Here is a 24,361-nt window from a genome sequence, read left to right as displayed (position 1 = left end):
CTCCGCAAAATCGCTCCGCTCTTTGCGTATCTACATTGCGCTTAGGGCTAGAAAGGCGGTGCAGATTTTATACTCCGATATCACTTTCATCTAATATCTGACTTCTATATGCTATTTTTCATTAAATCTGCACCTTGTCGGCTTGCGCCGATTGAGGCTCTGCCTCAAACTCCGACAGGGCTTTGCCCTGTACCCACAATGGGTTTCACCCCTTGACCCTGACCAGGGACGTGTCCCTGGACCTTTTGCTCGCTTCGCTCGGTGCTTTATTTTTACTTTATGCTTGCAATTTACTTTGGTCTGCTATGCTCATTCCTCATTCCTCATTCCTCACTCCTCATTTCTCATTCCTCACTCCTCATTCCTCACTCCTCATTCCTCCCCTCCTCACTAAAATCTCTCCCCCACATCTTGCAATTTACCTCAAAATGTGCTATCATTATCTCTATAGGGGGTCTTATCCATGAAAAAACTCTTTTCCGTAATTTTTATGAACTTTTTCGGCTTCGACATGATAATTTTCTTGGTTGCAGTCGCGACCGCCCTCGTCTTTTATTTCACTAAAAAATCGGCTGATGTTCTCTACAACAAGCTTCATCTTAACATCTTCGTTCCCGACTCAGGCGCTTCCCGCCGTCAGGCTGACAGCGATATTTCGGGCATTCGTGAAACAGATATCGTTTCTATGCGCAACCGCACAGGAAGCCTTTATTCTCTGTTCGTAAATCTCACAGGGATTTTCCCTCTCTTGGGTATACTCGGCACTGTTATCTCCCTCCTCGGTATGGTGGGCGATATGACAAACGTTCAGGATAATTTCTATGGCGCTTTGACCTCCACTTTTTGGGGACTTGTTTTTGCTATAATCTTCAAATTTCTTGACGGCATAATCTCTGCAAAAATAGAGGATAACGAGAAAAATGTTCAGCTCTATCTTGAAAGAAACAACGCTGAACATTCCCAAAGCGGTGAACAGCCATGAATGGTTTCAGGAAAAATAAGGGCATAGTCCTTGAGCTGACTTCCCTGCTCGATGTTATCATGATAATGCTTTTCTGGGTCATGACCGATGTTTCCGCATCTGCCGACAGTCAGAAAGAGGACGCAAAAGCTCAGGTGCAGGCTGTCACTCAACAGCTTGAGGAGCAGAAGCAAAAGTCCGCTGACGAGTTAAAAAATCTCCGTGAGGATATGCAAAAGCAGATAGATGAAGCATACAAAAAGGCTGAGAGCATTAACAGCAATGCCGCAAAAAATCAGCAGGCGCTTGACGGCTACACTCAAGGTATGCTCATATCACTTGATATGCGAAATGAAAACGGCACTGATAAGCTGTATATTTCCCGAAATGATGAGGATATTATGACCGTGACCCCTGATGAAGATATCTCAGGCAGGCTCATATCTCTTTTTGAAGGACTCGGTGCAGCAGACGGTGAAGTAATGCTTGCGGCAGTGGTCTATGACGGTGACGCTGTGCTTTATCGTAACATGAGAATAGTTGAAAACGCTGTGCAGGCTGTGTCAGACAAATACGAAAATGTTTACTTTACATACATAAACACTTCCAAATAGAAAGGACAATAAAAATGAGTATTCAGAACGATGTTGAAAAGCTCTACCGCAGTGACCTTGAAAAACAAAGACAAAAGCAAAAAAAGAAAAAGAAGAAAAAGCTTCTTGGTATCATGCTGATCGTTATTATCATTGCGGCGCTTATTCTTATAATGCAGTATCTTGGACTTGGACTAGGCGGCGGAAAAGGCGAAGGCTCAGGGGACGGCAAGGACGTAAGTGCTTCCTCCAATGAAACTTCCGTTACTACCACAACAACAGCAGTGCCAAAGGAATTTTATGACATCAAGGTTTCAGGAAGCACTTATATAATCGATGAGCGTGTGGTAGATCTTAAAAGTCTTGTTTCCACAGTGAAGCTTATGAGTGACAATGTTATCGTAAGGATAACAGACGACAACGCAACAAAGAACGCTATGGATGACTTGAAAAAGGCTCTTACCGACGACGGCAGAGAGTTCACAGAAACAGTTCTTGATAATTCAGCTTTGGATAACAGCAGGGCAGACACAACATCTGAAGCCGTAAGATAAAAACTGTAAGGGCGAACATCCTTCGCCCGTTTTCTGCATAATTTTAAAGGATACAGATATAAAATAAAATTGGGGGACGGTCAAGCCGTCCTCTTTTCAGAAACAGAGGTAATTATATGCTTGGACTTACATTAGAGGGCGGAGCCAGCAGGACTGTCTACTCCTGCGGAATAATGGACGCTCTGCTGGAGGATAAAATAATAGCCGATTATGTTATAGGCGTTTCGGCAGGAGCGGCATTCGGCATCTCCTATTGCTCAGGTCAGATAGGCAGAAATCTTCGCCTTGCAACTGAGTTCATGGGAACAAAAAAATACATGGGTGCAAGACATCTTATCGACCCCAAAAATAGATGCTACTATAACCTTGATTATGCCTACAATGTTGTGCCTAATGTTGAGCTTCCCTTTGATTATGAAGCCTACAGAAACTTCAAGGGCAGATTTTGTGCAGTTGTTACAAACGTAAAAAACGGCAAGGCTGAGTATATGGACGTGCCAAAAGATGACACCCACTGGAATTTGCTTAGAGCAACCTGTGCGCTTCCTCTGCTTTTTCCTGAGATAGAGATAAACGGAGAAAAATATATGGACGGCGGTATATCAGATTCAATACCGTATTTACAGGCAATAAAAGCAGGCTGTGACAAAAATATCGTTGTGCTGACCCGACCAAAGGGCTATGTTAAGACCCAAGAGCCTGCCACAAAGCTTGCCATGAAATATTATCACAAGCACCCTGAGTTTGCCGAAGCCCTTACCACAAGAGCCGAAAGATACAACAAATGTATGGCAGAGCTTATGGAGCTTAAAGCGGAGGGGAAAGTCTTTGTTTTCACACCAAAGACCACCTTCGGAGTAGGCAGGACTGAGGGCGACCCTGCAAAGCTGAAAAAGCTTTATGATTACGGCTACGCCCACGCAAAATGGGCAATGGACGATCTGAAAAAATATCTTTGCAAGTAGGAATGAGGTAATAAAATGTCATACAAGCTGCCGCTTTTTGTTGCCGCCGCATTTCTGGGCGGTTATATGCTTATTTCAAACAGACAGCTAAGAGTGAACGAATATAAACTGAAAGTATCAAAGCTTCCTGAGAATTTTGTTGGTAAAAAGATACTTCTTCTTGCAGATCTTCACAAGAAGCGTTACGGGGATAATTTTAACAATCTGGTAAATTCCTGTATTGCCGCCGAGCCTGACTTTATTTTCTTTGCAGGTGATCTTTACAGCCGTGATGAAACGGACATGATACCGAAGCTTGCCCTTATGAAAAGGCTAAAACATATTGCACCGACCTATTATATTTTCGGTAACCATGAAACTGACAACATGGATAATGCCGAAGCTCTTGCTTTGAAGCTCACCGAATGTGGAGTACACATTCTGAGAAACAACATGGAGCAGATAAAAATAGGCGAGGATCACATCAATATATACGGCACTCAGCTTCCACAAAGATTTTACCGCAACGAAGATTTTTCACATCACGACCTGCCGCAGATCACAAAGGACGAGCTTACAAAGCTTTTAGGCGAGCCTAACAGGAGCGAATGTAACTTTTTGCTTTCGCACACACCGCTGGCTTTCCGTGCTTATGCGGACTGGGGAGCAGATGTGACGTTTTCGGGTCACTGCCACGGGGGAGTTATAAGATTGCCTTTTATTGGCGGAATACTTTCTCCTGAACGGAAATTCTTTCCACGATACACAAAGGGGATTTACAAACTTGACGCTGAACAGGGATTGGCAAAGCTTGCTGTTACGGCGGGGCTTGGTAAATTCAGGCTTAATAATCCATCGGAAATAATGATTTGCACACTTGAAAGGCAGGAATAAATATGTATCAGAAACAATTTGCAGAATATTTTGACAAGCACATGGAGGAGATACTTCGTGACCTAGACGAGATTATTTCTATCGAGAGCGTTGGTGACATAAACGCCCCTGTTAAGCCATTTGGCGAGGGTTCTCGCAAGGCTCTTGACTGGGGAAAGGCTTATCTTGAAAAGCTCGGCATGACAACAAAGGACTTTGACGGCTATGCTGTTCACGGTGATTTTTACCCTGAGGAAGAATGTAAGCTTGCTGTGCTTTCACATCTTGACACTGTTCCCGCAGGCGAGGGCTGGAGCTATCCGCCTTTCAAGCTGACTAAAGCTGACGGAAAACTTTTCGGCAGAGGAACAATTGACGACAAAGGTCCGAGCGTTGCGGTGCTGTGGGCTGTAAAGGCTATCAAAGAGCTTAACATTCCTATAAAAAAGAACTTCCGTGTTATTTTCGGTGGCAATGAAGAGGGTGGCTGTGAGGACATGGAATATTATGAAAGCAAACAGCCTTTCCCTGAAATGGTGTTCACCCCTGACGGCTCTTTTCCTGTGCTCAACTGCGAAAAGGGCATGGTGCATCTTACATTCTCTGCTGAATTTTCAGACGATAAGATAGCTGAAATAAAGGGCGGAAGCGTTATAAATGCTATCCCGGACAAGTGCATTGTAAAGTTTGCCGACGACAGTGAGAAGGTCATCAAAGGAAAATCGTCACACGGGTCAAGACCTGAAAACGGCGACAATGCGGTGACAAAATTTGTGGCAGAATACAAAAATGAAAATGCTCTCCTTGGTGGGTTGGCTGAGCTTTTCCCACACGGAGAATGCAACGGAAAGTCCTGCGGTCTTGGTTTTTCAGACGATGTATCAGGCGAGATGACCTGTGCGCTGACTATCCTTAAAACTGAGGGTGGCAGGCTTCATGGCGGTATCGACATACGCTTCCCTATTGACAAGACGCTTGCTGAGATAAGCGGTATCATAACTTCCGCACTGGAGAGCAAGGGCTTCAAGGTGGACGAGCTTGACGGCATGGAGCCGCATTATGTGGACGAAAACAGTGAGTTCGTTCAGACCTTGTTAAGGGTCTACGAAAAGGTCAAGGGCGAAAAGGGAAAATGTATCGCAGAGGGCGGAATAACCTACGTTCACAACACAAAGGGCGGTGTTGCGTTCGGTGCGGAATTTCCTGAGGAAAACAACAATATGCACGGAGCTGACGAGCATATTTCCATGGAAACTTTCAAAATAAATCTGAATATGTACGCAAACGCTATTGCAGAGCTTTGCGGTGAATAATAGGGTGTGCATGGCTCTTGACAAAGTGTGATTTTAGTGGTATACTTTATTACATAAAAGCTTAAAAGCGTAAAAGCAAAGGGAGCATGACGGACAATGAAGATTTGTATAGTTGGACTTGGACTTATAGGCGGTTCGCTTGCCAAGGCAATAAAAAAGAACACTCATGAAAGCTGTTTCGGTATAGATATTGACAGGGGAACGATAGCAGGGGCGCTGGCACAGGAGGCTATCGACGGTGAAATGGCCATTGACGACCTTGCAGGCTGTGACGTTGTTATTGTGGGACTTCACCCTGAGGCTACCATAAAATTCATCACGGAGAACGCAGGCAAGTTCAAAAAAGGCGGTATCGTTCTTGACACCTGCGGTGTAAAGGGCGAGATTGTCAGAGCCGTAGAGGGCGTTTGCATTGAAAACGGCGTAAACTTCCTCGGCTGTCACCCTATGGCAGGACGTGAATTTTCGGGTTTTGCTTACTCGGTGGACAATCTTTTTGAAAAAGCAAGCTTTATAATGACGCCTACTGACAGAACGCCTATGAGGGTAGTGCAGGATATATCAAGGCTTGCATATAATATCGGTTTTGCAAAGGTCGTTGTATCAAACGTTGAGGAGCATGACAGCGTTATTGCATTCACTTCTCAGCTTGCTCACGTTGTTTCAAGCTCCTATGTAAAAAGCCCTAGTCTTTTAAAGCAGGCAGGCTTTTCGGCAGGGTCATTCAAAGACCTTACGAGAGTGGCTAAACTCAACGAAGATATGTGGACGGAGCTTTTCCTTATGAACCGTGGTCCACTGGTGGACGAGATAGAGCATATAATCGCAAGATTAACGGAGTATCGTGATGCCATTGCAAATAATGACGCTCAAAGGTTGCATGACCTGCTTAAAGAGGGTCGAGAGCTTAAGGAATTGTCTAATAATAGCAAATAATAAAATAAAGCGGTGTCAGAGTTCAATTCTCTGCACCGCTTTTTGTTTATTCTTCTGTGTCTTTATCTGTGTCTGTATCGTCGTCTGTATTATCAGTTTCTTCCTGCTCTTCATTTTCGTCAGGTTCGTCAGGCTCGGACAAATTGGTATCGTCGCTTTCGTCTGTATCGTGGATATCTTTATCATTATCCTTGTTGGCTGACTTATTGTCGCCTACTGTTTTGTTTTTCACTATCATAAGATACTCAGCGGCAATAAGAGCTACGCACAAAACGCAGACCACGCCAATAATAACACCCATTGATGAACCGCTCTTTTCTTCCGACACCGGACTTGCGGCTTTTGAGGTCGCTTCTGCTTCTGAGCTTTCAAGCTTCACGGCTTCAGGTTCTTTTATCACTATTTTAAAATGCCCTACTGAGCCGTCCTTATAAACAATATCTATCTTTGTTTCGCCTGTGCTGAGGGTCTGGAACTTGCCGTCCTCGAATATAAGCACTTCGCCGTTGGCTACTGTTACGCTGTCAACATCTGTAAGTCCTATATCCTCGGGAGCGATAGGATACTTGGAATAGTCAACGTCTATTTCGATATAATCGCTGTCGTCCTGCTGAACGTCTGCAGCGTCCTGATACTTGACGATACCGTTCTCTACCTGATTTGATATGGCATTGAGGTTTTCGTCATCAAGGGAATTTACTGTGAGATAAAGCACTGTTGAGGTGAGCTTTTCGTCTGCGACTTTGAAATGGAGGGTCGCATAATCACCGTCAAAGTCTGTGCCGTCTGCGTTCACATAGTTATATACAAACTTCCCTGCAAAGGCATTGTCAACTGCCATGCCCCCTGCTTTATCGTTGGTTTCGCACTTTTCAAACTCTACAAGGCTATCGTCATAGCCCACGGAGATAGAGGCATTTGAGATAAGGTGGTCGCACTGGATATTTATTTTCGCTGTGAACTTTTTATCCTTTACCTCGCTGACCACAAGCTTTACAACTGTCGGCGTAGAAGTCGGAGTGTCCGGAACATAAGAATAAGATGTGGTAGTTCCCCATGTGGTGGTTTCCCATGTCTGAGCTGTGGTAGTTGTAGTCGTTTCAGTGTCCTCCTGCTGAGGCTGAGCGGTAGTGGTCGCTTCCGGTACAGGATCTGTGACCGGCACATCGGTTGTCACAGGCGTTTCGGGATCAGCGAAACACACTGAGGTCATTGCCATGACCGCTGCAAAAAATCCCACTGTTACTTTTTTGAAATCCATTATTTACTCTCCTGATATTGTTTTTTGCCGTAAACAAGGGCTGCCGCCATAAAGACCGCAGCCCATGATTTTCCTTTTTATTAGTCCTCGATAAGAGTTACTTTCTTCATGACCTGATCTACAAGCGGCTTATCGTTGAAATTTACGTCAACTGCTGCGATCTCGTCAACAACGTCCATGCCCTCGACTACCTTGCCGAATGCTGCATACTGACCGTTAAGGTGAGGAGCGTCCTGATGCATGATAAAGAACTGTGAGCTTGCTGAATTTGGCATTGCTGAACGTGCCATTGAGATAACGCCTCTTGTATGCTTGAGGTCGTTACGAACACCATTGGCAAGAAACTCGCCCTTTATCTTCTCTTTTGCACCGCCCATGCCTGTTCCCGTCGGGTCGCCGCCCTGTATCATAAAGCCTGAGATAACTCTATGAAAAATAAGTCCGTCATAAAAGCCCTCTTTAACAAGCTTCTCAAAATTTGCAACTGTGATAGGCGCAACGTCAGGATAAAGCTCGATCTTGATATTCTTTCCGTTTGCCATTTCTATATTTACCATGTTAATACTCTCCTTATTATCTGTTAATACAAAATTTACTTGGATTTTGGCAGCTCGCCACGTTTATTTTTCTCCATAAGATCATTGAAATACAATGTGACAGGAGTTGGAACTTTCTTGAAAAGTCCCTTTTTCTCAAGCTCGTCACAGACGATATAATCTCTTTCACCGTCATTATTTACGCAATAGAGTCTGTCTGTTTTATAGAAGCCGCCGTTGCCGTCATCTCTGTTCTTATCAAAACAGCCGAAGATATCCTTTGCCATAAGCTCGCAAAGTCTGAGTATCTTCTCATAGTTGGTATGCTCGCTCCACTTTTCAAGCTCTTCATGGAAAAACTGCTGGACAGGAACGTCATTGACTTCCATTTTTCTTATTATTCTCGCAAGGCATATAGAAGCGTCCTGATCGGTAAGCTTATCAAGTCTTGCATTCTTATAATCAAGTATATACTCGTTTAATGTAGCATAAAGCAGCTTATCATACTGAAACGGCTTGCCTTTGCCTGAAAACTTTATGATAGGGTTATCGGTATTGATCTTCAATTTTATCTCTCCAATTCAATTTATTCTGGCAATACCCCTAATGACTGCCTTTACCCCCCGATCATCTGCCATATTTTTCGTTAAATTCTTTCACCTTCTGCGCCAAAAACTCTTCCGATACTGAGCCGATAGCATCGTCGTCCTCACTGTGGTCAACAGAGCCAAGACCCTCCACAAGAGCCTCATCGACGGATATTCCCTTTATATCCTTATACTCTGCATAGTCCTCAGGCTTTTTTGCATAAGGAAGCTCAGCCACCTTTGCAGCTGTGGTCTCTGCACTTATGGCCTCGATATTGCCTGTATCACGCTTCTCCTGAGCCACTTTCTCGTCATGTATCCTATATATCTCCTCAAGCTTTGAGTCGATACCCTCAACGGACGCCACGCTTATATCCTCCTTATGAGAAGCTACAAATCTTGCGTGTTCCTCCTCATAAAGCTTTTCATACTCGCTCTGGGCATCGGTTATCTCAGCCTGTCCTACCGGGTTCACGTCGTAGTCGGCATAGGTCTTTACGGGATCGTTTTTCTTTTCAGCCAGCTCTTTTTCAAGCTGCTCCATCTTGCTGCGGATAGTTTCCGGCTCTATGGTATCGGTTATCTTCTCAGCGTGTACCTTATCGCTGCTGGACTCCTTTACAAAAGCCGTATCTCCGCCTGCTCTCTTCACAGGCGTGTTCCATATATCATCAGCATTTATCTGCTGCTTTTTAGGCTGTGTCGATGTTTTGGGCTCGGAGCTTTTTCTGCTGAACAGACCCATAAGATCTCCCCCTTTTTTATTGGCATGATGATCTGATATCGGCATTTTATGCCTGACATCTTATACTTATTTATTATACAATATTTTCACCAAAATTGCAAACCTTTTGGCAGTTACTTTTTGTACGATTTTTTAAACTCTTTTTGTGCATTTTGTTTCGTATTAATATAATACAAATATAAAATTCACGTTTAGTTAATGTAATTTATACTAATATTTGCTATACTATATTTGTTAAGTTATTTATTTTGTTAATTAAAAACAAAAAACAAATTAGTTTAAGAAAACTATTTTTGGCATAAAGATACACAAAAATACCCGATCATGAAGAAGACAACACGAATAAAAAAGGTAAAAGCTTAAGTATATATGAAGTAAATTCATGGAGGAGGATATATTTATGACAAGACCGTCACTTGGGGTAACGGCAATGGAACTTTTTGCCTGCAATCCTTTCAGGGTGCTCGGCATAGCCGTTGACACTCCTACTGCTGATGTCACGCTCACATACAAAAAGCTGCTTGATATGGCGGCTAAAGGTGACACGGCTGATTATGAAACGCCTTATGATTTTGATTTTCTGCCGCCTTTCTCCCGTTCCGAAAAGGATCTGAAGACGGCTTATGCAAAGATCGCCAGCAACGGATACAGATGCTTCGCATTCTCTGATCCTATATTTTCGGCTTCCCTGAATATTGATGACGTTATGCTCAACCTCAGAGATATTTCATGCTATGACTGTTTCCTCAGATGTTATATGTGGCTCATCACCAATGACAGAGATTTTGAAGAGCCGGAGCTTTGGATACCGCTTTGTCAGTACATAGACAAGATGATAATGTCAAGCCCTGAGCAATGGGATAAGTATTTTGACCATCGTTTTCCTCAGGATATGCTTGACAGCTCAATGTCCGCGCTGAGGTCTTTCTATGCCACATTCTGCGATATAATTCTGCTTCCTATCAAGGAAATGGTAAGAGGCTCTATGAAGTGCAGATCCGCAATGGAGATACTTAAGATCGCAAAGGTGGACGTTGACGAAGTATTTCCTGACATTGACATTCCACAGGCTAACCTGCCTAAGAGGGGCGAGCCTGCGCCGAAGCTCAAGATCGCTGTCAAGGACGGCGAGGAATACTATGATGTTACCACGGGCAAAATGATAAACTTTGAGGGCGATGAGGATTCGGCTATCGAGAGCAATGATTTCTCTGCGGCTGCAAGCTCCATTTCTGCTGACGCTATCGTTGGCGAGGACGGTCCTGACAGCGAGCCTATACCTGACGAGCCTGAGGAAAATCCTGAGCTTAAGGTAGTTCCGCCTCCAGCTCCCGTTCAGCCTGAGCCTGCAGCAGTACAGCCTGCACCAGAGCCAGAGCCTATACCAGAGCCACAGCCTATACCAGAGCCACAGCCTATACCAGAGCCACAGCCTGCTCCTGCACCGACGCAAGCAGAGGACATCCAGTCTGCTCCTGTATTCAACACAAAGCCGATAGCTCAGAGCGGTATTCCCGGCGAGATAAACTCACCTATAAGAAAGAGAAAGATCTTTATTCCGGGACACGAGGGCATTTCAGGCTCTGCACCTGCAAGCCAGCCTGTTTCTACTCCTGTTCCGCCAGTTTCACAGCCTGCTCCTGCTCCAACACCTGTTCAGACAGCACAGCCTACACAGCAGACAGCTTCAGCACCTGTGTACAGCCAGCCTGCTCCACAGCCTGCGGCGGAAGCTCCGAAGCCTGCGGCTAAAAAGCCATACAAGAAGGCGAACAAGGGACTTACTTCCCTTATCGATACAGTTGACGAGGCAATAAACGACACCTCGGACATAATCCTTACTGACGAGGCTGAGGAAGAGGAAAACCTCTACACCGACACTCTTATCAAGATGCTGAGGGCAAACCGCTCAAACAATCAGCTTATGAAGAGCGTTGACACAAAGCATATTTACGACAACGGCGACAGCCTTGGCAGACCTGAGGAAGCAGAGCTTTCTATGGACGCTATCAACATGAAGAAAATGGACAAGAGCCTGCTCAATTCTTCATATGATAACATCAGCACCAAGGAGACCGATCCTAAGAAGCTTCGTGAGGAAAAATACCGCAACATCAACATCAATGATATGCTCAATCCAACAGTAGGAAGCCAGATGCACAAAGAATACACTCCGGACGCTATCGAGGAATTTGTTAAAGCTAAAAAGCAGGAAAAGTCCGCCATAAAGGGTGTTTGGAAGCTTCTTGGCGTTCTGTCGCTTTTGTTGATCATTTATCTTATACTGCTTTACACGGGGCTTATCTGATGACGACATAAAGTGTGGCAGAATATCCGCAACGTGGTGTAACGAAAAAGAATAAGTAAACAAAACATTGAGCAAGCGGAACGTCGCATTTCTGCAAAGCAGAAATTGCACCGTTTCCCTACAGGGTTTGTGAAGCGCACCAAATTGTGCGAATAATGCAGATTGTACAGGCGACAAGACGGGACGTCGAGGGCGCCGTCCCCTACATGATAGTGCAATGCGCATTTTTGTACGAAAATAAACAGTGTTAGAAATTTAGATAACAGATTTATAAGGGGTGGGATTTCCGCCCCTTTTTTGCAATAAGGAGAAATTTTATGAAAGAATACATACTCTCTTTAGATCAGGGAACGACTTCCTCCAGAGCAGTGCTTTTTAATGCAAAGGGTGAAAAGGTTGCGAGCGTACAGAAAGAATATCCGCAGATATTCCCCGGCAACGGCTGGGTGGAGCATGACCCTATGGACATACTGGAAAGTCAGCTCAGTTCTGCTCGTGAGGTCATTGCAAAGGCAGGGATAACAGCGGAGGACGTGGCGGCTATCGGCATCGCCAACCAGCGTGAAACGACGATACTTTGGGACAAGAACACCGGCAAGCCCGTTTACAACGCTATCGTTTGGCAATGCAGAAGGACTTCTGAGGACTGCGCACGAATGGAAAGTCAGGGCTTGCAAAAGTTTTTCAAGGACAAGACGGGACTTCTTATCGACCCTTATTTCTCTGCCACAAAGATAAAGTGGATACTTGAAAATATCGAGGGAGTGAGGGAGAGTGCAGAAAAGGGGGAGATACTTTTCGGCACTGTGGATTGCTGGCTCATATGGAATCTGACAGGGGGAAGGGTACACGTTACGGACTACTCCAATGCTTCCAGGACTATGCTTTTCAACATTCACACCCTTGAATGGGACAGGGAGATATTGGGGCTTTTGGGCATACCCAGCTGTATGCTCCCTGAGGTCAAAGAATGTTCGGGTGACTTGGGCAAAACTGAGGAGAACATTTTCGGAAGCAGGATAAAGATCGCAGGCTGTGCAGGGGATCAGCAGGCGGCACTTTTTGGACAATGCTGTTTCCGTGAGGGTGATGTGAAAAACACCTATGGCACAGGCGGTTTTCTGCTTATGAACACGGGTGAAAAGCCTGTGGAAAGCCGTCATGGGCTGCTCACGACTATTGCCTGGGGCATAGGCGGAAAGGTGAATTATGCTCTGGAGGGGTCGGTATTCGTATCGGGTGCGGCGGTAAAATGGCTTCGTGACGAGCTTTGCATAATACGCACAGCGGCAGAAACCGAGGAGCTTGCAAGAAGTGTTGAGGACACGGGCGGTGTATACTTTGTGCCTGCATTCGTGGGACTTGGCGCACCATACTGGAAGCCCGAAGCCAGGGGCATGATAACAGGGCTTACAAGGGGCACGAACAGGTGTCACATAGTCAGGGCGACACTGGAGGCTATGTGCTATCAGACCTATGACGTTCTCAGGGCGATGGAGGAGGACGCTGGGGCTATCGGAAGCATAAAGGCTGACGGCGGTGCGGCAAGCAACGATTTTCTTATGGAATTTCAGGCTGATATATTGGGTCATTCGGTCATAAGGCCTTATAACGTGGAATCCACCGCAACAGGTGCGGCATATCTTGCTGGGCTTGGCTGTGGTCTTTGGGGAAGCATGGAAGAGCTTGTTGGCGTTTCGGATAAGTTCAGGGAGTTTATTCCGTCTATGAGCGAGAGCAAACGCAGTGATCTGATAGGTGGTTGGAAGAAAGCAGTCGGGGCAGCTATTAGGGAATAAAGGTAAAAAAATCGGGCGACCTTGGGTGGGTCGCCCTTTCTGTTATATATCTTTCATTTCGTTAAGCACCTGGGCACAGAGGAAAAGCGAACCGCATATAAGATTCACTCCGTGAGGATTCTCGTTTATTAGCTGACGTGCCATTTCAAGGGCAGGCTTTGGACTTTGCTCTGCCCTGCCGCCTGCGTTGGTTATGATGTCGGCAAGGTCAGAGGCAGTTTCGGCTCTGTCGCTGAAACCGTCAACTGTGTAGAATTTGTCTACATACGGTATGAGTTTCTTTACCGCCTCGGTGATGTTTTTATCCCTGCACATTCCCATAACGGCGTAACATGGGTGTTTTTCACAATGCTCCAATACGCCTGCCAAGGCTGACAGACCGTCGGGATTGTGTGCGCCGTCCAGTATCAAAAGCGGATCTCGGCTTAGTATCTGCACTCTGCCTTGGAGCTGGGCTTTTTTGATGCCCTCAAAAATTTTATCCTGGGGAATTCTCAGGGTATCGTTGATAAGGCGTATGCCGCTTATGACGCTCATGGCATTCAGTACCTGATGTGCGCCGCCCATGGTGACTTCATAATGCTGTCCCTTGAACTCAAACTTTGAGCCGAAAACGTCACAGCTTATAAGTTTGAGCTGATTGATGTCGGGGATAACCAGCTGAGAAAGATTTTTTACCGCCTGCTCACGGACAGTGCTGATGACTTTCATGTCATTGCCTGCGCTCAAAACGCATGGGCAGTGGGGCTTTATAATGCCTGCTTTCTGATAGGCTATCTTCTCCAAGGTGTCACCTAAAATAGCGGTGTGGTCAAAGTCCACTGAGCCTATAACTGTGAGAATAGGGGTTTTTATAACGTTGGTGCTGTCCAAAAGTCCCCCAAGACCTGTTTCAAGAACGACTATATCGCAGTTTTCCTCGGCAAAATAGAGGAAAGCTATGGCGGTGGTTATTTCAAACTGAGAGAAATTCTCTCGGTCGCAGTGCATATCGGTGACGGCTTTCACACGCTTTGCCATTTTCGCAAGGGCAGGCTTTGGGATATCAACACCGTTTATTTTTATCCTGTCGGTATAGCTTATTATATAAGGCGAGGTGAAAAGACCTGTTTTCAGCCCTGCGCACTGAAAGACCTCGCTGAACATCTGCGCCATTGAGCCTTTGCCATTGGTGCCGGCGATATGGACGAATTTCAGGCTGTCCTGAGGATCGCCAAGGTCGGAGAGCAAGGCTTTTATTCTGGACAGGTCTTTCACCGGCTTGCCTGAATGGGAAAAGCTGTTTATAAATTCAAGCTCGTCTATGTCTTTGGTATTTTCTATCAATTCTATCACTACATTTCGTCTATTATTTCTTTAAGCTCTCTTGCGGTGTCTATATTCACACCTGCGGTCTTTGCAAGCTCCTCTACTGTGGCTTTTTTGAGAGCCTCTTTGGTCTTATACTCGGTGATGAGTTTTGCGGCTTTTTTATCGCCTATGCCTTTGACCTTGGTTATTTCAAGCCTATGGGCATTCTTTTTATGTTTCTGTGCCTGATAGGTTATGGCTACTCTATGGACTTCGTCCTGAATGGCGGTAACAAGATTGAATGCCGCTCTGCACTTTGCAAGGCTTATTTCTCCGCCCCCTGTGGCAACGGCTCTTGTGCGGTGCTTGGAGTCTTTCACAAGTCCGAACAATGGGCAGGTCACACCCATTCGCTCTAAAACAGGCTCAACGGCATTGACGTGGCCGTTTCCACCGTCGAGCAAGATAAGGTCGGGCATAATGGAAAAGCCCTCGTCTGTTTTCTCAAAGTAGTTTCTAAAGCGACGTTCTATGACCTCCTGCATACAGGCATAGTCGTTTTGCTCTGCAACTGTTTTGATAGAAAACTTTTTATAATACTTCTTGCATGGTCTGCCGTTTTCAAAGACCACCATGCCTGCGACCATATTTGTAGAGGCGAGGTTTGATATATCATAGCACTCGATATATTTCGGGGTCTTGGGAAGTCCCAATGCTTTGGCAAGCTCCTCAAGGGCGGTTATCTCACGGCTCGTTCTGCCGACTTTTATGGAGAGATACTCGGTGGCGTTGCTTTTAGCAAGGGTGGTAAGGCGGAGAAACTGTCCTCTTTTCGGAGTAGAGATATTCACGGCATGGTCATACTTCTGGCGAAGAAATTTCTCTATTATCTCGCCGTTTGTGATATCCTCGTCAAGGAGGATATCTTTCGGTATGCTGTCTTTGGAGGAATAATACTGCATGAGAAAATCTTCACGCATTTTTATGCTGTCATCTTTTTCGCCAAGGAAATAGGAAGCCTTATCAAAAAGTCTGCCACCACGGTACATTATAACGCTGGCACACGCCATTTCGCCATTTTGAGCAATGGCGATTATATCAGTATCACGAATATCGTCATTGATTATCTTCTGACTTTCAGCGGCTTTCTGTATGGCTTGGATACGGTCACGAAGCTTTGCGGCAAGCTCAAAGTCAAGCTCCTCAGCGGCTTTGTTCATTTCATCGGTGAGTCTTTCAACTGAATCTGATGAGCCGTTTCGGATATAGTCCACCGCCTGACGGACTATAGAGTTATACTCCTCTTTGGAGAATTTTCCTGTGCAAACGCCCATACACTGCTTTATGTGCATATTAAGGCAAGGACGCTGTTTCCTGAAATCCTGCGGAAATTTTCGGGTGCAGGTAGGGAGCATAAAGACTTTATTGGCTTCGATAACGGCTTGTTTTACTGCGAACGAGCTTGTATAGGGTCCTATATACTCTGCTCCGTCATCGTATTTTTGCAATACGGCTTGCAAACGTGGATAGTCCTCGTTTGTGACCCTGATATAGCTATAGCCCTTATCGTCTTTCAGCAGGATATTATACTTTGGGGTATACTGCTTAATGAGGGAACACTCCAGCACCAGGGCTTCAAACTCAGAGTCGGTGACGATAAAGTCATAGTCATAGACGTGGGACACCATTTTCCACACCTTTGGCAAGTGATCCTGACCCTTTCTGAAATAAGATGTCACACGGTTGCGTAGATTTTTCGCTTTGCCGATATAGATTATCTTTTTCATTTTGTCTTTCATTATATAACAGCCCGGTGAGGTGGTGAGCTTTGAAGTTTTATCACGCAGAAATGGCAGGCGTGGGTTGTCTTCATCTGTAATATACATAAATTCTCCTAACTGAATCTAAAAGCAAAGGCAATACGAGTTGTCCGTATTGCCTTGCTGTTATCTCTTACCAATACATAAATACAGGAGTACCCATATCTATTTTTTCATAAACGTATTTTGCTTTATCTAAAGGCATATTTATACAGCCGTGTGAGCCCCATGTGCTTGACTTATAACGCTCACCGCCAAAGTTGCCGTTCTGCCATGACGCATCGTGAAGTCCTATGCCGATAGTGGAAACGTTGTTCCAATAGTCAACATAGGAAGCATAAGACTGTCCGTCGGCTGAACCTCTCAGAGTCTTGCCCTTTTCCTTATACCAAAGCTTATAAACACCGCCAGGGGTATTTCTTGACTTGCTTGGATAGCCTGAAACTATATCAGACTCCATTGTGAGCTTGCCGTCCTTATAATACCACAGATGCTGTGCGGTGAGGTCTACCTCGATATAGGTATTTCCATAATCCTTATCGGCTGTACGCCAATCCTTATTGCAGGTATACTCATAGGCTGAGTCAGGGTTTACATAGTAGACAGGCTCAGTTTCGGCAGACTCGCCCTTTTCAATAAGGTCCACGATAAGGTCGCAGGTCTTTTGCTGGTCTATCCACCAGCCGTAACAGCCCTGACCCTCGGAGATAGTTATAGTTCCACGCTTTGTGGTCTTGAACTCTCTGTCCTTGCCAAAGGTATCATACTTATCTGCAAGGTCTTCAACATATGCCATTGCCTTATCTTCATCAACTGTATAGCCGGCTTCGGCGTTATCCTCGTCAAAGGTTATCCAATCCATGATAGTATCGCCTGTGAGAGTTTCGGTGGTGTAGATAAAATCGAATGTTATTTCGATATCGTTAAGGTTATTGAGCTTCTTGCAGGTCTCTTCAAGCATATCCGCTGTTATGGCAGGCTTTTTATAGCAATCTGCCTTTGAGATATCAACGTCAAAGCTACCGTCGTCAATCTGATTTTCCACATAGGAATAAAGCTCGTCTATCTTACCCTCCTCCACAGCGTCGCCCGTGGTTTCTTTTACCACAACATAGCTGTTGTCGTCGCCTTTTTTGAGATAGGCGTCCTCAGGCTCTTTTGTGCTTTGGGAGTCAAGCACCTTTCTTTTCAGCACCTTTTCAAGCTTAGCCTTATCGTACTTGAACTTAGATTCAAAAGTGAAATCCGTACGCTTCATGGCAGAAGAGAACCATGAATAGTGGTTTTGCTGAGTATAATACTGTGTGATAAGGTTTTGAGTATTATCGTTATAGCCTATTTCAGACAGCTTTATGGAAAATGTTGTGCCGTCTTTCTTTGTAACGGTGATGGCTTTTGGGATAACAGCCTGCTCGCTTACGAGCTTATAGGCTTCCGCCTTGGTCTTTCCGCTGACCTCGATGCCGTTTATATATGTATTTCCAAGAAATCTATCCTTATACGAATTCATGCCCCACAGATAGAAGCCACCTGCGGCAACTATCATAACGCCAACAACTGAGCATATTGCTATTGCGACAGTCTTTCCTGACGAGGACTTCTTTTTCTTCTTTTTCCCATTCTTTGAGCCGCTCTTTGAAGTCTGCTTTGATGCAGGCTTTGCATTTTTACTGCGTGTTTCAGTCGTTTTTGGCTTTTTAGGCTTTACAGTTTCCTCGCCGAAGTCTGAAACTCCTCTTACGGGAGTGATAGGCTCGTCAAAGCCGCCGTCCTGCATTGCCATATTTTTAGCGATCATTCTTGCCATATCCTCATGGCTCATAGGGCGGTTCTGCGCCTGCGGCTTTGCGGCTTCGCCGCTGTCGAGGGTAAGACCTTTCGTATCAAGTTCAAGATCTATGCCAAGATCATTATCCTTTCTTTCTCTATCGTTCATAACATTACCTTTCCTTATATGTCCTTATTATAATATACTCGTTTCACATTTATTTTACCCTATTATACAACACTATCACCTTTTTTTCAAGGAGTATTTCCTACAATATAAAGACAATTTTATGACGATTTCTCAACAGTTTTCATACAGTTGTATAAAAATGCAGTTTTCAAAATGTTATCCTGCATATTTTTCCTGTGGTAAGGAATTTTTTTTTGCAAAACCTCTTGAAAAAGATCACAATAAGTATTATAATATATGTGGTATAGGTTCGTTTGGCGAGCCGATCATTAATTTAAGAAAGAAGGATCTGTATGTTAGATATCAAGATCGAACGTACCACTACTCCAAAGGAAAAACCGGCTGACGAGACAAAGCTTGGTTTCGGTCACATTTTTACTGACCATATGTTTGTTATGAATTATGACGCAGGTCAGGGTTGGCATGACGCTAGGATCGTGCCTTACGGCGACCTTTCACTCTCCCCTGCTGCTATGTGCCTGCACTACGGTCAGGAGATATTCGAGGGCCTTAAGGCTTATCGTACTGCTGACGGCTCTGTTCAGCTTTTCAGACCTCAGGAGAACTTCAAGAGAATGAACAACTCTGCTGAGAGAATGGTCATCCCTAAGATAAACGAAGAGGATATGCTCTACGCTCTGAAAACTCTTGTTAAAATGGAGCAGGACTGGGTACCTCACACTGAGGGCGCTTCCCTTTACATCAGACCATTTATCATCGCAGTTGACCCATATGTAGGTGTTAAGCCTGCTGACCACTATCTGTTCATCATTATTCTTTCACCTTCAGGCGCTTACTATTCAACCGGTCTTAACCCTGTTAAGATCTATGTTGAGAACAAGTATGTAAGAGCCGTAAGAGGCGGTACAGGCTTTGCTAAGACAGCCGCTAACTACGCTATCTCGCTTGCAGGTCAGGAAGAAGCTCACGAGCAGGATTACGAGCAGGTACTTTGGCTTGATGGTGTTGAGAGAAAGTATGTTGAGGAAGTTGGCTCAATGAACATCTTCTTCGTTATTGACGGCGAAGTTGTTACACCACAGCTTCTTGGCTCTGTTCTCCCCGGTATCACAAGAAAGTCTGCTCTTGAGATATGCAAGAAGAAGGGCTACAAGGTAAGCGAGAGAAAGATCTCTATCGAGGAGATCGCTGAGGCTTACGACAACGGCAAGCTTGACGAGGTATTCGGCACAGGTACTGCTGCTGTTATCTCACCTGTTGGTCATCTTAAGTGGGGCGACAAGGTAATGGAGATAAACAACAACAAGATCGGCCCTGTTTCACAGATGCTTTATGATACAATGACAGGCATTCAGTGGGGCAAGATACCAGACGAGTTTGGCTGGATCGTTAAGATCGACTAATATCGTGAATAATCAATGCGGTCTGTGCTTCGGTATAGGCCGCATTTTTCATAGGAGTGATAAAAATGGAGCTTCAGCAGATAATAGACAAGTCACACAGGATAGTATTTTTCGGTGGAGCAGGGGTATCAACAGAGAGCGGCATACCTGATTTTCGGTCGGTGGACGGACTTTACAATCAGAAATATGATTATCCCCCTGAGCAGATACTCAGCCACACGTTTTTTATGCGGCACACAAAGGCATTTTATGATTTTTACCGTGACAAAATGCTTTGTCTGACGGCAAGGCCTAACAAGGCGCATTACAAGCTGGCGGAAATGGAGAGGGCAGGCATACTTTCTTCAGTTATCACGCAGAATATTGACGGACTTCACACGGCGGCAGGAAGCAAAAAGGTGCTGGAGCTTCACGGAAGCGTACACCGCAACTACTGCATGGACTGCGGAAAATTCTACACTGCGGAGGATATTTTAAACAGCACAGGCATTCCGAAATGCACCTGCGGCGGAATAATCAAGCCTGATGTTGTGCTTTATGAGGAGGGGCTTGATGATAAAACTGTGACGGAGGCGGTGAGAGAGATCTCTCAGTGCGACACGCTTATTATTGCAGGCACTTCCCTGACAGTTTATCCAGCGGCTGGAATGGTGAGATATTTTCAAGGGGATAATCTTGTGCTGATAAATCGGGACAAGACTTCCATGGACGGCTCCTGCGACCTTGTTATCCATGACAAGGTGGGGGAAACGCTGGATAAGATTGTGATAAAATAGACTTTTGTAAATAGCGAGATAACAAACGGGCGAACATTGCAGTGGTGCAGTGTTCGCCCGTGTTTTTTATGCTATTTTATTCGTCCATATGCTGTGCGGTATAAAGCTTGTAATATTCGCCTTTCTTTGCGATAAGCTGGTCATGAGTGCCGCACTCGGCAATGCCTTTGTTGTCGATATACATTATCTTATCGCAGTTTTTGATAGTGGAAAGTCTATGTGCGATAATAAATGAAGTTCTGCCAACAAGAAGTCTTTGAAGTCCCTGTTGAAGGAGCTTTTCTGTTCGTGCGTCTATTGATGAAGTTGCTTCGTCAAGGACAAGTATTTTCGGGTCGGAGAGGAGCGTTCTTGCAAAGGAAATAAGCTGTTTCTGTCCGCCTGAAAGCTTTGAGCCACGTTCGTTGACCTCGGTCATATAGCCGTCTTTCATTTCGCTTATGAACTCGTCTGCGCAGACTATCTTTGCGGCTTCTCTTATTTCTTCTTCCGTTGCGTCAAGTCTGCCGTAGCGGATATTATCGTAAATAGTGCCGCTGAAAATAAAGCTGTCCTGAAGCATTATGCCCATTTGTGAACGGAGAGAATGCAAGGTCGCCTGACTTATATCCTTGCCGTCTATGGTTATTTTACCGCTGTCCAGGTCATAAAATCTTGACAGGAGAGAAACTACTGTAGATTTTCCTGCGCCTGTTGGTCCAACGAGGGCAACGCTTTCGCCCGGCTTAACGTCAAAGGAGATATGCTCCAAAACTGTTTTGCCCTGCTCATAGCTGAATGTAACGTCGTCAAATTTTACCTCGCCTGTGATGTCACCGATATCCTGAGCGTTCGGCTTGTCTGCGATAGTGGCAGGCTCGTCAAGGGTCTCAAAGATACGCTCAAGGTAGGCGATATTGTTGATAAAGTTATTGAAGATGTTTGACAGGTTCATGATAGGCTGCCAGAAGCTTGAAGCATAGCTTGTCATGGCAACGATAGTTCCAAGGCTCACTGCCGCAGGGGTCAGAACCAGCAGACCCACCACGAATATTGCGGCTCTCACAAGGGTAGAAACGTTGTCGGTAGCAGGCCAAACAAGGTGTGAATACTTCACGGCGTTTATCCAGCTTTTACGATATTTTTCTGAGAGCCTGTCAAATATCTCAGCGTTTTCTTCCTCACGGGTGAATATCTGGGTCACTCTTGCGCCTGTGATGTTTTCCTGCAAATAGGCGTTAAGGTTTGAGGACTTGTTTGAAACGTCCTGCCATGCTTTACGCTGTCTTTTCTTTATCATCATCATTATGACTGCAAATATCGGCAGACCCGAAAGCACCACCAATGACAGCTTCACATTCACAAAGAACATGAAAATCATGATGAAAAGCATATTAAGGCACTCGAGTATAACATTGATGATACCGTTTGAGAGCATATCCGACACGGAGTTTACATAGTTTACAACTCTGATGAGGATCTTGCCGTGTGGGCGGTTATCGTAATACTCAAATGGAAGCTCCTGCAAATGCTTGAAAAGGTCGGTACGGATATCGAAGATTATATCCTGACCAACAACTGTCATTATCCTTGAACGGATGGTGGAGAATGTTATGGACACGGCTATAGTGCCGATAAATGCGAGGGTTAGCAGGACGAGCTGTCCCATATTTTTCTGCGGTATGGTATTATCAAGAGCGTACTGTGTGATGAGCGGTCCGAGAAGTCCTGATATTGCGGCGAACACGCTCAGCACAAGGGCGGTTATCATTTTGCCCTTATATTTTTTGATATACACAAAGGAGCGTTTCAGGTGGGCGAAGTCGAATGGGGTCTCAAGGACTTCGTCAACGTCATAACGGTTTCTTGCCATTTAGACCGCCTCCTTTCCGAAGCCGTCGTTCTGCAGCTTGAACACCTCGTAATAGTATCCCTTTTTGGCGATAAGCTCATCATGAGTACCCATTTCGGTTATCTTGCCGTCATCGAGGATTATTATCATATCGGCGTCTTTGGTGGAGGAGATACGCTGGGCTATTATTATCTTTGTACATGGGAAATCGAGGTTTCTAAGGCTGTCCTGAATATACTTTTCTGTTTCCATATCCACGGCGGAGGTAGTATCGTCAAGGATAAGAATGGCAGGCTTTATGGCTAAGGCTCTTGCAAGGGAAAGTCTTTGCTTTTGTCCGCCTGAAAGACCTACGCCACGCTCGCCCACGATAGTTTCATAGCCGTCCGGCATTTTCTCTACAAACTCGCTTGCCGCCGCAAGCTTTGCATAGTGCTTAACGTCCTCTTCGGACATATCAGAGTCGCCATATGCGATATTGCCGTCTATGGTATCTGAGAAAAGTAGAACGTCCTGCGTTGCCATGCCTATTTGTGAGCGGAGCTGTGAGAGCTTACGCTTTCTTACATTCACACCGTCCACAAGGACTTCTCCTGAGTTGGTATCATAAAATCTTGGTATGAGATTAATAAGCGAAGTCTTGCCTGAGCCTGTTTCGCCCATTATGGCAACTGTCTGACCTGCTTTTATCTTGAAGTTCACGTCGTCAAGGACTATATGCTTGCCAAACTTAAAGGTAACGTCCTTGAACTCGACATCTCCGTGAAGCCTTTCTGTCTGGTCAACTGCGTCTTCACGGTCGGTGATGATAGGTCTTGCATAGTATATCTCGATGACCTTCATTGCAGAAGCCATGAACCTTTGCATATCGTTCACATAGATACCAAGGTTTCTGACAGGGTTTGCGATGCCCCAGATAAGTCCTGAGATAGCAACATACTCGCCCATTGTTATTTCCCCTTTTATAAGGAAAAATCCACCGCCAAGGAGCATAATAACTGACAAGGCGTTTGCGAAAGCTTCCATATAAGGAAAGAATTTGAGCCACAGCAGTGACGCTTTTTTATTGGCGTCAGAATATTCTTTATTGGCTTTTTGGAACTTTTCTATCTCATAGTCCTCACGGGCGAAGGCTTTTACAACTCTGTTGCCTGAGATGTTCTCCTGAGCGTCTGTATTCATTTTAGACAGCTTCTCACGGAGGTCAACGTAGACCGGCTTTGCCTTTTTATCAAGAAGCACCACCACGCCAAATATGAACGGTGTAACAGCCAGCAGAAGAAGTGCCATTTTCCAGCTTACCATAAAGAAATAAACTGACGAAGCTATAAACAGCGAACATGATTCAAGCATACCTTTAAAAACGAATGCCACTGCATGACGCACCATATCAAGGTCACCTGTGAGCCTTGTCATAAGGTCGCCTGTGCGGTTGCGGTCATAAAACTCCATATCCTGATTTTCGATACGTCTGAAAAGGTGTGTCCTTATTCTGTATATCATGCCCTGAGATGATAATTCATAGGTCATGTTGCAGGTATACTGACAGATAGTTCTAAGCAGGGTAAAGCCCACCATGCCTGCAAGCAGCAGCCAGAACAGCTTTCTTTCATGCTCAAGGTTGAAAAGTGCGTCCTTGCTTGAAAGAAACTTATCCACAAGCTCTTTGCTGAAATAAGGTGTGGTAAGATACAAGGCGTTGCATACGATAGACAGCACAAGGGCTGTTACATAGAATTTTCGGTAGCCTTTCAGATTGTGCCATATCCATTGAAGCTGGAACATATTCTTTCACTCTCCTTTTATTCTTCTAAACTTCATGCTCTCATAGGCACATATATAAAAATATGAAACCCATACTCTTTTTAAGCTATGGGATATTATAAGCCCTTTTGAAAGTAAAGTCAAGGGGG

General features: G+C 45.0%; 20 protein-coding genes. 11 read left to right on the top strand and 9 right to left on the bottom strand.

The features are described 5' to 3' along the window. The first annotated feature begins 463 nt into the window (after positions 1 to 463). From DW015_RS01170 to DW015_RS01140, 7 genes are all read left to right on the top strand, one after another. Positions 464 to 982: a MotA/TolQ/ExbB proton channel family protein gene (locus DW015_RS01170; protein ID WP_038672045.1), complete on the top strand. Its 519-nt coding sequence runs from the start codon at positions 464 to 466 to the stop codon at positions 980 to 982. Beyond that, positions 979 to 1,575 (top strand): cache domain-containing protein, encoded by a 597-nt coding sequence (locus DW015_RS01165; protein ID WP_117903592.1) that lies wholly within the window; start codon positions 979 to 981, stop codon positions 1,573 to 1,575. The genes DW015_RS01170 and DW015_RS01165 overlap by 4 nt, the downstream gene beginning before the upstream one ends. 14 nt (positions 1,576 to 1,589) lie before the next feature. After that, a complete protein-coding gene (locus tag DW015_RS01160; RefSeq protein ID WP_117903591.1) occupies positions 1,590 to 2,108 on the top strand; it encodes a hypothetical protein in 519 nt (172 codons plus the stop codon). Between the two features lie 116 nt (positions 2,109 to 2,224). Beyond that, positions 2,225 to 3,073 carry a patatin family protein gene (locus DW015_RS01155; RefSeq protein WP_117903589.1) on the top strand — a complete coding sequence of 283 codons (849 nt, stop codon included), beginning with the start codon at positions 2,225 to 2,227 and terminating at the stop codon, positions 3,071 to 3,073. A 15-nt stretch (positions 3,074 to 3,088) separates the two neighbouring features. Next, positions 3,089 to 3,946, top strand: coding sequence for a metallophosphoesterase (locus tag DW015_RS01150; RefSeq protein ID WP_117903587.1), 858 nt, complete (start codon positions 3,089 to 3,091; stop codon positions 3,944 to 3,946). Positions 3,947 to 3,948: 2 nt separating this feature from the next. After that, positions 3,949 to 5,238, top strand: a complete 1,290-nt coding sequence (locus DW015_RS01145) for a Sapep family Mn(2+)-dependent dipeptidase (RefSeq protein ID WP_117903584.1) — start codon at positions 3,949 to 3,951, stop codon at positions 5,236 to 5,238. Between the two features lie 96 nt (positions 5,239 to 5,334). Next, positions 5,335 to 6,174, top strand: coding sequence for a prephenate dehydrogenase/arogenate dehydrogenase family protein (locus DW015_RS01140; protein WP_117903582.1), 840 nt, complete (start codon positions 5,335 to 5,337; stop codon positions 6,172 to 6,174). A gap of 46 nt (positions 6,175 to 6,220) precedes the next feature. Here DW015_RS01140 and DW015_RS01135 read toward each other — a convergent pair whose 3' ends face one another. The 4 genes from DW015_RS01135 to DW015_RS01120 all read right to left on the bottom strand — a co-directional run bounded on the left by DW015_RS01135 (position 6,221) and on the right by DW015_RS01120 (position 9,303). After that, positions 6,221 to 7,435 carry a hypothetical protein gene (locus tag DW015_RS01135; RefSeq protein WP_117903580.1) on the bottom strand — a complete coding sequence of 405 codons (1,215 nt, stop codon included), beginning with the start codon at positions 7,433 to 7,435 and terminating at the stop codon, positions 6,221 to 6,223. A gap of 80 nt (positions 7,436 to 7,515) precedes the next feature. Next, positions 7,516 to 7,992, bottom strand: a complete 477-nt coding sequence (locus DW015_RS01130) for a peptidylprolyl isomerase (RefSeq protein ID WP_117876559.1) — start codon at positions 7,990 to 7,992, stop codon at positions 7,516 to 7,518. Between the two features lie 35 nt (positions 7,993 to 8,027). After that, the gene (locus tag DW015_RS01125) at positions 8,028 to 8,537 is read right to left on the bottom strand and encodes a hypothetical protein (protein ID WP_117903578.1); all 510 of its coding nucleotides are present in this window, start codon (positions 8,535 to 8,537) and stop codon (positions 8,028 to 8,030) included. Positions 8,538 to 8,598: 61 nt separating this feature from the next. Continuing rightward, positions 8,599 to 9,303 (bottom strand): hypothetical protein, encoded by a 705-nt coding sequence (locus DW015_RS01120; RefSeq protein WP_022287921.1) that lies wholly within the window; start codon positions 9,301 to 9,303, stop codon positions 8,599 to 8,601. A 400-nt stretch (positions 9,304 to 9,703) separates the two neighbouring features. On the opposite strand from DW015_RS01120, the gene DW015_RS01115 reads away from it, so the two are divergent. Next, a complete protein-coding gene (locus tag DW015_RS01115) occupies positions 9,704 to 11,611 on the top strand; it encodes a hypothetical protein (RefSeq protein WP_117903576.1) in 1,908 nt (635 codons plus the stop codon). Positions 11,612 to 11,928: 317 nt separating this feature from the next. Beyond that, the gene (glpK, locus tag DW015_RS01110; protein WP_117903574.1) at positions 11,929 to 13,410 is read left to right on the top strand and encodes a glycerol kinase GlpK; all 1,482 of its coding nucleotides are present in this window, start codon (positions 11,929 to 11,931) and stop codon (positions 13,408 to 13,410) included. 42 nt (positions 13,411 to 13,452) lie between these two features. Here glpK and DW015_RS01105 read toward each other — a convergent pair whose 3' ends face one another. The 3 genes from DW015_RS01105 to DW015_RS01095 all read right to left on the bottom strand — a co-directional run bounded on the left by DW015_RS01105 (position 13,453) and on the right by DW015_RS01095 (position 18,456). After that, positions 13,453 to 14,745: a folylpolyglutamate synthase/dihydrofolate synthase family protein gene (locus tag DW015_RS01105; RefSeq protein WP_242993192.1), complete on the bottom strand. Its 1,293-nt coding sequence runs from the start codon at positions 14,743 to 14,745 to the stop codon at positions 13,453 to 13,455. Continuing rightward, positions 14,745 to 16,586, bottom strand: coding sequence for an excinuclease ABC subunit UvrC (gene uvrC, locus DW015_RS01100; protein ID WP_117903572.1), 1,842 nt, complete (start codon positions 16,584 to 16,586; stop codon positions 14,745 to 14,747). The genes DW015_RS01105 and uvrC overlap by 1 nt, the downstream gene beginning before the upstream one ends. A gap of 67 nt (positions 16,587 to 16,653) precedes the next feature. Continuing rightward, positions 16,654 to 18,456 (bottom strand): L,D-transpeptidase family protein, encoded by a 1,803-nt coding sequence (locus DW015_RS01095; protein ID WP_242993191.1) that lies wholly within the window; start codon positions 18,454 to 18,456, stop codon positions 16,654 to 16,656. A gap of 314 nt (positions 18,457 to 18,770) precedes the next feature. Between DW015_RS01095 and DW015_RS01090 the strand changes: the two genes are divergently transcribed. Beyond that, complete coding sequence (locus tag DW015_RS01090) at positions 18,771 to 19,841, top strand: branched-chain amino acid aminotransferase (RefSeq protein WP_117903570.1); 1,071 nt, start codon at positions 18,771 to 18,773, stop codon at positions 19,839 to 19,841. Positions 19,842 to 19,906: 65 nt separating this feature from the next. Further along, positions 19,907 to 20,617: an NAD-dependent protein deacylase gene (locus DW015_RS01085; RefSeq protein WP_117903568.1), complete on the top strand. Its 711-nt coding sequence runs from the start codon at positions 19,907 to 19,909 to the stop codon at positions 20,615 to 20,617. Between the two features lie 76 nt (positions 20,618 to 20,693). Here the strand turns inward: DW015_RS01085 and DW015_RS01080 are convergent, their stop codons facing one another. Continuing rightward, positions 20,694 to 22,469 carry an ABC transporter ATP-binding protein gene (locus DW015_RS01080; RefSeq protein ID WP_117903566.1) on the bottom strand — a complete coding sequence of 592 codons (1,776 nt, stop codon included), beginning with the start codon at positions 22,467 to 22,469 and terminating at the stop codon, positions 20,694 to 20,696. Continuing rightward, positions 22,470 to 24,233 (bottom strand): ABC transporter ATP-binding protein, encoded by a 1,764-nt coding sequence (locus tag DW015_RS01075; RefSeq protein ID WP_117903564.1) that lies wholly within the window; start codon positions 24,231 to 24,233, stop codon positions 22,470 to 22,472. Positions 24,234 to 24,361: the final 128 nt, after the last annotated feature.

Source organism: Ruminococcus sp. AF37-20 (genome assembly GCF_003460465.1).
Classification (GTDB): Bacteria; Bacillota; Clostridia; order Oscillospirales; family Ruminococcaceae; genus Hominimerdicola; species Hominimerdicola aceti.
This window is presented reverse-complemented; position numbering and strand designations above follow the sequence as displayed.

Bases quoted from the DNA above. Each gene is read 5' to 3' on its own strand.
- DW015_RS01170 (WP_038672045.1), top strand. From the start codon at position 464: ATGAAAAAACTCTTTTCCGTAATTTTTATGAACTTTTTCGGCTTCGAC.
- DW015_RS01165 (WP_117903592.1), top strand. From the start codon at position 979: ATGAATGGTTTCAGGAAAAATAAGGGCATAGTCCTTGAGCTGACTTCC.
- DW015_RS01160 (WP_117903591.1), top strand. From the start codon at position 1,590: ATGAGTATTCAGAACGATGTTGAAAAGCTCTACCGCAGTGACCTTGAA.
- DW015_RS01155 (WP_117903589.1), top strand. From the start codon at position 2,225: ATGCTTGGACTTACATTAGAGGGCGGAGCCAGCAGGACTGTCTACTCC.
- DW015_RS01150 (WP_117903587.1), top strand. From the start codon at position 3,089: ATGTCATACAAGCTGCCGCTTTTTGTTGCCGCCGCATTTCTGGGCGGT.
- DW015_RS01145 (WP_117903584.1), top strand. From the start codon at position 3,949: ATGTATCAGAAACAATTTGCAGAATATTTTGACAAGCACATGGAGGAG.
- DW015_RS01140 (WP_117903582.1), top strand. From the start codon at position 5,335: ATGAAGATTTGTATAGTTGGACTTGGACTTATAGGCGGTTCGCTTGCC.
- DW015_RS01135 (WP_117903580.1), bottom strand. From the start codon at position 7,435: ATGGATTTCAAAAAAGTAACAGTGGGATTTTTTGCAGCGGTCATGGCA.
- DW015_RS01130 (WP_117876559.1), bottom strand. From the start codon at position 7,992: ATGGTAAATATAGAAATGGCAAACGGAAAGAATATCAAGATCGAGCTT.
- DW015_RS01120 (WP_022287921.1), bottom strand. From the start codon at position 9,303: ATGGGTCTGTTCAGCAGAAAAAGCTCCGAGCCCAAAACATCGACACAG.
- DW015_RS01115 (WP_117903576.1), top strand. From the start codon at position 9,704: ATGACAAGACCGTCACTTGGGGTAACGGCAATGGAACTTTTTGCCTGC.
- glpK (WP_117903574.1), top strand. From the start codon at position 11,929: ATGAAAGAATACATACTCTCTTTAGATCAGGGAACGACTTCCTCCAGA.
- uvrC (WP_117903572.1), bottom strand. From the start codon at position 16,586: ATGTATATTACAGATGAAGACAACCCACGCCTGCCATTTCTGCGTGAT.
- DW015_RS01095 (WP_242993191.1), bottom strand. From the start codon at position 18,456: ATGAACGATAGAGAAAGAAAGGATAATGATCTTGGCATAGATCTTGAA.
- DW015_RS01090 (WP_117903570.1), top strand. From the start codon at position 18,771: ATGTTAGATATCAAGATCGAACGTACCACTACTCCAAAGGAAAAACCG.
- DW015_RS01085 (WP_117903568.1), top strand. From the start codon at position 19,907: ATGGAGCTTCAGCAGATAATAGACAAGTCACACAGGATAGTATTTTTC.
- DW015_RS01080 (WP_117903566.1), bottom strand. From the start codon at position 22,469: ATGGCAAGAAACCGTTATGACGTTGACGAAGTCCTTGAGACCCCATTC.
- DW015_RS01075 (WP_117903564.1), bottom strand. From the start codon at position 24,233: ATGTTCCAGCTTCAATGGATATGGCACAATCTGAAAGGCTACCGAAAA.